Here is an 8,563-nt window from a genome sequence, read left to right as displayed (position 1 = left end):
AGTTGCACTTATGCGTTAGGAAAGTATAAATTCGAAAAATTTATACTTTCCTAATAGCAAAAAAATACGGCCAATGGCCGTATTAAAATCTACCTGCAGGCAACCCTAACTTTTTCAGCAAGTTAATCGCTTCCGTTTTCTCTTGATCAGTTAGACTCGACATGAGCGTATCAATTAGTTTCGCATGTTCAGGAAAAATGTCCTGAATAAACCTTTTCCCTTCGTCTGTAATTTGAGCATATGTCACCCTTCGATCTTTCGGGCAGGCTAATCTTTGCAACATTCCTTTTTGTTCAAGTTTATCAACAACATAAGTAATACTGCCACTGGCAAGCAAAATTTTTCCGCCGATTTGCTGCATCGGCTGGTCGCCTTTATGATAGAGAAGCTCTAACACAGCAAATTCTGTTGGATTTAAACCATTTGCCTGAATGACTTTATTTACATGTTCATTGATTGCTTTATATGCTCTTGAAAGGACAATAAATAGCTTTAATGACTTAGTTACTGAATCATTTTCCATAAAAAACTCATCCTTTTATGTTTTTAATATAATGTAACCTGTACTGGATACACACACCTTAAAATTATCTCGATTTCAAAATTATTATAAAAAACTTTTCAATTCCTGTCAATTTCCTATTATACATCAGGAATATTTCGGTAAACAAATGAAACTTCTGTTATAATAAAAACGTTTATTATTTAAAGATTAATTTGGGGTACTTTAATGAAAATTCGAAAAGGTAAGTTTTATATCTATTTTATTGTTGTTGTACTGCCTGTATTTATTTTAGGTTCATACTTTTTTTATCGTATTTTAAAAGAAAATGACATTGAAAGAAAAAAAGATGCTCTCTGGGTTGCCTCGATTTATCAAAAGAACTGGGATCAATTCATTAGTGAAACGAAGACTAGCTTAAAAATTCTTTCACTTTCTGCAAAAAACGACTTGGATTTTCCGAAAAAAATGGAACCATTATTAATGGAAGTAAACCAAAATGATCCTCGGTACGGGGGACTTTACTTACTTAACAATAAAGGCTATTTGTTAACAGGTTCAGTTCCATTACGAAATGATACTGATTTTACCAAACTATCATTTATTCAGGAAGTCATCAAAACAAAAGATACTATCCTTTCTGATCAGGAGGAAATTCTTAAAGACAGCCAAAGAATTATTGGACTTGCTACACCTGTTCTCGATGAAAATCGCGAATTAAAGGCCATTCTCATTGCGGATTTGCGGATTGATTATATGAGGAATCTGATGAGAGTTATTACACCAGAAACCAAGTTAATTGTTGCGAATGGAGGTAAGAATCCTATCCTTGAAATGAATGTAACCAACATTGAAGAGGGAGATAATACCAATTGGGTTACTTCACAAATGGATCGTATACCATGGAGTATAAAAGTAAAGATTGCAGAACGGAATTATAAAGAAATTGGTAAATCGTGGGAGAAAGTGTTGTTTATTACCCTAGTTATCACACATATCCTTTACTTACTAATTGAATATTTCTTATTAAGAAAATTTACGCATAATGAAAGAAAGCAAAATGAACTACAGAAGCTCGAATTAGTAGGAACTTTAGCTGCAAGTACAGCACATGAAATTCGAAACCCTTTGACCGGTGTTAAAGGATTAGTACAACTCCTAAGTGAAAAGTATACGGATCCAAAGGATCGCTATTATTTTGATGTTATTAATTCTGAGCTAAAACGTATTAATGAAATCGTCAGTGAGTTTTTAATCCTAGGTAAACCGACTGCACAAATGACCGATTACATTAATATAGCTGGAACACTTCAAGAATTGAAACCACTAATCATTTCAGAGGGAAATTCGCATAATGTAGAATGTAACTGGCAGCTTCCTAGTCAACCCGTTATCGTTAAGTGTGTAAAGGACGAAATGAAACAAGTAATTTTAAATATTACAAAAAATGCATTTGAATCATTCGAAAACCCGGGAACAATAGAAATTAGGCTACACCCACATGAAGATAATTTTTGTAAGCTTGAAATTAGTGACAATGGTAAAGGGATACCGAAAGATGATTTAGAAAAAATTTTTCGTCCTTTCTATACATCGAAAGATACTGGAACAGGTCTAGGTCTGGTCATTTGTAAGCGAATCATTCACTCATTTGGCGGCAGCATCGAAATAGATAGCAAAGAAAAGATCGGAACCACAGTTACCATTTTATTGCCAACCAGTAAATAAAACGAGACCTAACCCGGTCTCGTTTTATTTTATTTGCACAATCGCTTCTTTTTGAATGATCCTACTTCGAATATTATTTAAAAGCAGATTCAATCTCTCGTTTCTGTCTTCGGGTGCGATTTTTTTATGGAACACTGAGAAAAGCGTAATGTCTCTAAGCTTTAGAAAAAGTGGCAAATGCTCTTGCCAGCGCTCTGGCAAGGTATTGCATTCTTCATAGCCCTTACTAAAATGTGTAAGGAAATGATAGGCAAACTCGTTCTTCTCATCCTCACTCGCACTTTCTAATCCATAGAAAATAGAATAGTACAAAGGAATGGCTATATCGGATGCAAACCAATGATAACTGCAATCATCGAAGTCAAATACATTGACGAACTCGCCATCATAAAAAAAGTTCCCCGAATGAATATCCGAATGGATCAGTCCAAAATTATCACGGTTTTGCGGAAGCTCCATTAATTCCTTGATTAATTCACCCGTACGTTGAATTATCTCCGGCTCATTAGGAAAATATTGTTCAACTTCAAACAGCTCCTCCTCGTGCCAAAATGGACGTAATCCTTCTTTCGGTTGAAAATCTTTTGTAACCGCATGCATTTTTCCAATCGCTTTACCCCAAGAATGGAACAATTGGGCATTGAATTGATCGGAGTTAACCTTTACAGGCATACCTTTTACCTTTGAATAGAGGCAGGCGTAAAAAAAAGATCCATCAGAAGCCTTCATACCTTCGATTAATTGTCCACTTGAAGACTGGAAGACCTTCGGACAATTCACACCATTTTGATACAAATAATTCATCCAATCAAGCTCTGCTTTAATTTCATCCTTATTTCGATGGGAACTATGTGTAATTCTTAAGACCATGGGCTTTGCTCCACGGTAAACCTCGAAGACATAATTCTCAAAATCCCCCAGTTTTTTAACGTTTGCGCCTACTTGAAAGCATGCTAAAAATCCATTTAAGATCTCTTTGCTAAAGATAACTTCAACTGATTTTTCCATATTTCCCCTCCTTATTATCGTTTATTTTTCTCTATTATAATTTAAATGTTTCGAAAACAGAAATAAATATTTCTTATTTTAGTCATTCAGTAGTAAGATAAGATAGAAAAATATTAAGTTTAAAAAGAGAAGGGATACTATGAGTCAACAAGCAGTTTTACCCACAAAGGTTCCAAAAGCCTCTGAATCAACTATGTATAAAATCCTTTTTATCATCGGGCTTTGTCATTTATTGAATGATGCCATTCAAGCTGTTGTACCAGCTATGTTTCCTATTTTAGAAAAATCAATGGGTTTAAGCTTTACCCAGCTCGGAATCATTGCATTTTCATTAAATATGATCTCATCCGTTATGCAGCCTGTAGTAGGGATGTTAACTGACAAAAAGCCAATGCCCTATGCCCTGCCAATTGGGCTCACGTTTACATTATTTGGCATCCTCGGATTGGGGTTTGCTTCAAGTTTTGCGATGATTGTCTTATCTGTCCTTTTTATCGGCCTCGGCTCGGCGGTTTTTCATCCCGAAGGTTCGAGGGTGGCTTATATGGCGGCAGGAGATAGAAGGGGGCTTGCGCAATCCATTTATCAAGTGGGCGGAAATACTGGTCAAGCGTTAGCCCCAGTCATTACCGCATTGATATTGGTTCCACTCGGACAGATTGGCGCATCCTGGTTTACAATTGTTGCCGCACTTGCTGTCATATTGCTAGTTTATATCGCCAATTGGTATAAACAGAGATTAATAACTTTACCAAATTCACAAAAGAAAAAGAACATTAGTGTTAGTAGGAAGGGAGGTTTATCCAAAGAAGTTAAAAAGACATTGGCGTTGATCTTATTACTAATCTTTGCTAGAACGTGGTATTCCTCTGGCATTACCAATTTCTACACATTTTATGCGATTAAGGAATATGCCCTTACGATTAAAGAATCTCAAATCTTTTTATTTGCATTTTTAGTATCCGGGGCCATTGGCACTTTCTTCGGAGGGCCGCTGTCAGATAGATTTGGAAAGAAAAACATTATTTCCTTTTCCATGTTAGCAACCGTTCCTTTTTCTATTCTTATTCCTTATGTTCCGCCAACCATAGCCTTTATCTTCCTTATTCTGACTGGGTTTATTTTAATGACAAGTTTTTCCGTTACCGTTGTCTATGCACAAGAATTAGTTCCGGGGAAAATTGGCACGATGTCTGGTTTGACTGTTGGCCTTGCGTTTGGAATGGGGGCAATTGGTTCAGTAAGTTTAGGTTATATCGCGGACTTGATTGGATTACAGTCGATGATTACATGGCTTGGAGTACTGCCATTGATGGGTTTAATCGCATTTTTGCTTCCATCGGATCAAAAGATTTGGGAATGGAATCAAAAAAATTAAAGGATGGGCTTAAGCCCATCCTTACTTAATTTCCTGGATTTTTTGATATAAGTCCGCCTTTTCTTTATCAGTAAGCATTCTTTCTGCCATTGGGAATAACACGTTTTCTTCTTTAGAGAAATGTTCTGTTAATATAAAGTAAGCGTTTTGAATGAATTCTGCTAATTTTTTCTTTTCATCAGTTGATGCCTTGCCAGCTTCTACCTTAGTTAGAAAGGTGCCGATATTTGATTTTGCTTGATCATGTTCATATTCCATCACCGCAATCGGTCCTGAAGTTGTGCCAATATAGGCACCAATCATTGGAAAAAGAACACCCTCTTCCCTTTCTGAATGCGGGTCTAGGGCATCCTTAAATTCTTTTACTTTTGTGATTAATTCTCCAAAATTATGATCTATATCTGATTCTTGTTCAATTTGCTTCGTTAATTCGAATAATTCTTCTAATTGTCCTAATAACGGAGGATGTTCACTTTTTAATTGTTTCAGTCCTTCGCTTAATTCAGCTTGGGGGATACCTCCAAAACTACTCATGCAGCCGCTCATTTACATTCACTCCTATTATTTTTAATTTCCTCAAGTATAAAATTATCCAATATTTAATGTAGTGATTTAGGTCACGTATATACAAAATCGTTGAAAGCTTACATGTTTTTGTCGATTTTATGAAAATTCATTAAATTTTTGAAAAATTTTAACATTTATCACTCAAAAAGATTTAAAAATTTCATATAATATAGATAAACCATATAAAGGAGGGCAAAACCATGAAAACCCCAAATTATCATGACTTTTATCCAAAGGAAGTAATACCAATTGGTTTAAATGACTTAATGGCACTTAAAGAATCTGATGCTTACAACCCTAGTTTACCACCCACTCATTGGCTTATTGCTGTAGAAGGAATACAACTCCCGCAGCCAAAGATTTACTATCACTGGAAAGTGAGTGTGTATCCTGCTGAAAGTGAAGGCGATTTTAATTGGAAGAAGCCTTTTTATTGTTCACCAAATATGAAATTAATGGATGATGCAATCGCACTTGCTATATCATTAGCTGAATTAGGCAATAAGGATGAACTTTCCTCAGCAGCCTTATTAGAAAAAATAAGCTAATCCCCAAAATACTTACCTTCTGCTTCACCTTCTTTTTAACCTCACTTGTGAAAAAACCTACATATAGTGATATTGAATCGGAAGCGCCTTGTTCAGGAGCTGGAGCTAGACATTTCTCGAAATACAAACAATTACCATTCTATCAATGAAAAAAGTGCTGCTTGCACAAATGCAAACAGCACTTTTTCATTTAAGAGTTATGCAAGTCGGAAAACAATCCCATGTCCGCCTTTAGGATATTCCCATTTAATGTTCTGATACGGACAGCCGATACGGCAGCTTCCGCATTCATGACACCCTTCATAGCCAACCTGCATGCGTGTCCCTTCCCACTTATAAACCTCAGCAGGGCAAAATACTGTACAAATTTTATCGGGGCATTGAGTCATACAAATGTCATGGTCGAGTACGGTCAAATGGGATTTCGTGTCACACTTAAAACGGAGAAGATATTGTTTTTCTTCAATATTCTTAGTTGACATTATTTCACCGCCTTCCAAGCACGATAAATATCTTGCAATACTTTAAGCGTTCCTTTTTCAGCTGTTACATTCTTCATAATTTGTTTTTGTTTTTCTCGTTTTGGCGTGCCATCTACTGTGAAGAATTTACTCATTGCCTTATTCATCATTGGTACATAATCATTAAAGTATTGTGGATATTTCTCAAATGTATGGGCTGCGTCTTTGTATTTCTCTAAATCTTTTATGATGAAGCTATCAAAAAGCTTCTCACGGTAGATATTTAAACTAGCTTCACTAAAGTCTCCACGGCTTTTTGCCTCTAGGATAGATTCTGCAGCCAATAGTCCTGAATGCATCGCCATGTTCGAACCTTCACGATGAATGGCATTAACCAGCTGAGCAGCATCTCCTACAACAATAACACCATTACCGGCCACTTTTGGCACGGAACGGTAACCGCCTTCCGGAATAAGATGGGCAAGATACTCAGCAGATTCTCCGCCAGCTAGCATCGGTTTTACCATTGGATGATTTTTCAAGTAATCTAGCAGTTCATATGGCTTTAATTTCGCTTTAATCATACTTGACAGGGTTGTACCTACCCCAATATTCAAACTATCTTTATTTGTATACAGGAAAGCTGTCCCGAGATTCCCCTTTGTTGAATCTCCGAAGATCTCGATTGTACAACCCTGGTTATCCTCTAAGTTAAAACGATCATTAATTTTCTCTTTTGGTAAATTTATCACTTCCATGACCGTTAACGCCACTTCATCCGGCCTGAATTCTTTATGAAAGCCTAATTGTTTGGAAAGCAGCGAGTTCACTCCGTCAGCAAGCACTACAACATCTGCAAAGATCTCCCCATCAGGACGGTCGGTACGAACACCGACAACCTTGCCATTTTCAACAATACATTCTGTAACAACAGTTTCGTTGATCAACAGGGCTCCTGCCTCAACAGCCTTATTTGCAAACCATTGGTCAAACTGAGCCCGTAAAACGGTAAAGTTATTATATGGTTCTACTGCCCATTCAAGACCTTTATAGCCAAATTGTACGACTGATTCTTTATCCATCATCCAAAAGCGCTGTTCAATGACAGGTCTCTCAAGCGGTGCCTCCTTCCAAAACTCAGGAATTAACTCTTCCATTTGCTTGCGGTACAAGACCCCGCCCATTACGTTCTTTGCCCCAGGGTATTCTCCTCTTTCAATAAGCAAAACATTTAAGCCATTCTTTGCACAAGTGAGGGCACAAGATGTGCCTGCAGGGCCTGCTCCAACAATGATCACGTCAAATTTTTCAGGCATAGCTTATTTCACCGCCTTTTTCGCTTCTTAGCTGCTTAAATTGCTCAATTAGTTTAGGGACGATTTCCATTGCGTCTCCTACTATTCCATATGTTGCAACATCAAAAATTGGCGCATTCGGGTCTTTGTTAATGGCGATAATGAACTCGGAATTTTTCATGCCGACGACGTGCTGAATCGCTCCTGATATGCCAATTGCAAAATAGATTTTCGGTGTAACGGTTTCCCCAGTTTGGCCAACCTGTTGCTCATGAGGCAGCCAGCCAGCTTCAACAACATCACGCGTACCGCCCACACTGGCTCCAATCGTTTCTGCTAGTTCATGAATGAGTTGAAAATTTTGAAAGTCCCCCATTCCTTTACCGCCACAAACAATCACATGGGCATCGGCTAAATTGGCCTTTTTTGTTACATCATTCACAATTTGGAGCACTTTAGTGCGCATCTCTTCTTCTTTTAGATCTATTTTCTCTTCTATAATTTTTCCTAATCTGCTGCTGTCCGGGTCCAATGCCTTCATTACCTTTGGTCGAACAGTTGCCATTTGCGGGCGGTGCTTCTTACAAAGGATTGTAGCCATAATATTACCGCCAAATGCCGGTCGGCTTGCCTCTAATAATCTATTTTCTACATCGACATCAAGCATCGTGGTATCTGCTGTTAAACCTGTACTTAAATCAGTTGCCACAGCACTAGCTAAATCTTTACCATTTGGTGTTGCCCCATAAAGAATTATTTCTGGCTTATATTTTTGAGCAAGCAGCATAACACCCTTCATAAATGACTCTGTACGGTAATGTTTCAAGACAAGGTGATCAATAACATACACCACATCGGCACCGAAGGAGATGACTTGGTTTGCTAATGGTTTTACATCGTGTCCTAATAAAAATCCTGCTAACGGTACTTGTAATTTATCAGCGAGCTTCCTGCCAGCACCAAGCAATTCTAGTGAAACCCCTTCTATTTTACTATCGTTTTGTTCAATGAATACCCAGACTCCACGGTAATCGTCTAGATTCATGTAAATACCCCCTCAGACAGAAGATTAATCT

At 37.5% G+C, this 8,563-nt stretch carries 9 protein-coding genes; 3 read left to right on the top strand and 6 right to left on the bottom strand.

The window, feature by feature from the left end:
* Window positions 1-82: 82 nt before the first annotated feature.
* Window positions 83-523, bottom strand: coding sequence for a MarR family winged helix-turn-helix transcriptional regulator (locus tag V7150_RS15815; RefSeq protein WP_335520144.1), 441 nt, complete (start codon window positions 521-523; stop codon window positions 83-85).
* 207 nt (window positions 524-730) lie between these two features.
* Between V7150_RS15815 and V7150_RS15810 the strand changes: the two genes are divergently transcribed.
* A complete protein-coding gene (locus V7150_RS15810; protein ID WP_335520142.1) occupies window positions 731-2,230 on the top strand; it encodes an ATP-binding protein in 1,500 nt (499 codons plus the stop codon).
* Window positions 2,231-2,254: 24 nt separating this feature from the next.
* On the opposite strand, the gene V7150_RS15805 is transcribed toward V7150_RS15810, so the two are convergent.
* Complete coding sequence (locus V7150_RS15805; protein ID WP_335520139.1) at window positions 2,255-3,238, bottom strand: phosphotransferase enzyme family protein; 984 nt, start codon at window positions 3,236-3,238, stop codon at window positions 2,255-2,257.
* A 139-nt stretch (window positions 3,239-3,377) separates the two neighbouring features.
* Here V7150_RS15805 and V7150_RS15800 point away from each other — a divergent pair, with 139 nt between their 5' ends.
* Window positions 3,378-4,616 carry an MFS transporter gene (locus V7150_RS15800; RefSeq protein WP_335520138.1) on the top strand — a complete coding sequence of 413 codons (1,239 nt, stop codon included), beginning with the start codon at window positions 3,378-3,380 and terminating at the stop codon, window positions 4,614-4,616.
* A gap of 21 nt (window positions 4,617-4,637) precedes the next feature.
* Here V7150_RS15800 and V7150_RS15795 read toward each other — a convergent pair whose 3' ends face one another.
* Window positions 4,638-5,162: a hemerythrin domain-containing protein gene (locus V7150_RS15795; RefSeq protein ID WP_335520135.1), complete on the bottom strand. Its 525-nt coding sequence runs from the start codon at window positions 5,160-5,162 to the stop codon at window positions 4,638-4,640.
* A gap of 221 nt (window positions 5,163-5,383) precedes the next feature.
* Between V7150_RS15795 and V7150_RS15790 the strand changes: the two genes are divergently transcribed.
* A complete protein-coding gene (locus V7150_RS15790; RefSeq protein WP_335520132.1) occupies window positions 5,384-5,731 on the top strand; it encodes a hypothetical protein in 348 nt (115 codons plus the stop codon).
* A gap of 197 nt (window positions 5,732-5,928) precedes the next feature.
* On the opposite strand, the gene V7150_RS15785 is transcribed toward V7150_RS15790, so the two are convergent.
* From V7150_RS15785 to V7150_RS15775, 3 genes are read right to left on the bottom strand one after another with little or no spacing between them, the layout of a single operon-like run.
* A complete protein-coding gene (locus V7150_RS15785) occupies window positions 5,929-6,213 on the bottom strand; it encodes a ferredoxin family protein (protein ID WP_066395350.1) in 285 nt (94 codons plus the stop codon).
* Complete coding sequence (locus V7150_RS15780; RefSeq protein WP_335520127.1) at window positions 6,213-7,508, bottom strand: FAD-dependent oxidoreductase; 1,296 nt, start codon at window positions 7,506-7,508, stop codon at window positions 6,213-6,215. Before V7150_RS15780 ends, V7150_RS15785 begins: the two co-directional genes overlap by 1 nt.
* A complete protein-coding gene (locus V7150_RS15775; protein ID WP_335520124.1) occupies window positions 7,501-8,532 on the bottom strand; it encodes an electron transfer flavoprotein subunit alpha/FixB family protein in 1,032 nt (343 codons plus the stop codon). Before V7150_RS15775 ends, V7150_RS15780 begins: the two co-directional genes overlap by 8 nt.
* Window positions 8,533-8,563: the final 31 nt, after the last annotated feature.

This window comes from Neobacillus drentensis (assembly GCF_036965245.1).
GTDB classification, from domain to species: Bacteria; Bacillota; Bacilli; order Bacillales; family Cytobacillaceae; genus Neobacillus; species Neobacillus drentensis_G.
This window is presented reverse-complemented; position numbering and strand designations above follow the sequence as displayed.

What these genes read in the sequence shown, in the direction of transcription:
- V7150_RS15815 (WP_335520144.1), bottom strand. Translation starts at nt 523, where the DNA reads ATGGAAAATGATTCAGTAACTAAGTCATTAAAGCTATTTATTGTCCTT.
- V7150_RS15810 (WP_335520142.1), top strand. Translation starts at nt 731, where the DNA reads ATGAAAATTCGAAAAGGTAAGTTTTATATCTATTTTATTGTTGTTGTA.
- V7150_RS15805 (WP_335520139.1), bottom strand. Translation starts at nt 3,238, where the DNA reads ATGGAAAAATCAGTTGAAGTTATCTTTAGCAAAGAGATCTTAAATGGA.
- V7150_RS15800 (WP_335520138.1), top strand. Translation starts at nt 3,378, where the DNA reads ATGAGTCAACAAGCAGTTTTACCCACAAAGGTTCCAAAAGCCTCTGAA.
- V7150_RS15795 (WP_335520135.1), bottom strand. Translation starts at nt 5,162, where the DNA reads ATGAGCGGCTGCATGAGTAGTTTTGGAGGTATCCCCCAAGCTGAATTA.
- V7150_RS15790 (WP_335520132.1), top strand. Translation starts at nt 5,384, where the DNA reads ATGAAAACCCCAAATTATCATGACTTTTATCCAAAGGAAGTAATACCA.
- V7150_RS15785 (WP_066395350.1), bottom strand. Translation starts at nt 6,213, where the DNA reads ATGTCAACTAAGAATATTGAAGAAAAACAATATCTTCTCCGTTTTAAG.
- V7150_RS15780 (WP_335520127.1), bottom strand. Translation starts at nt 7,508, where the DNA reads ATGCCTGAAAAATTTGACGTGATCATTGTTGGAGCAGGCCCTGCAGGC.
- V7150_RS15775 (WP_335520124.1), bottom strand. Translation starts at nt 8,532, where the DNA reads ATGAATCTAGACGATTACCGTGGAGTCTGGGTATTCATTGAACAAAAC.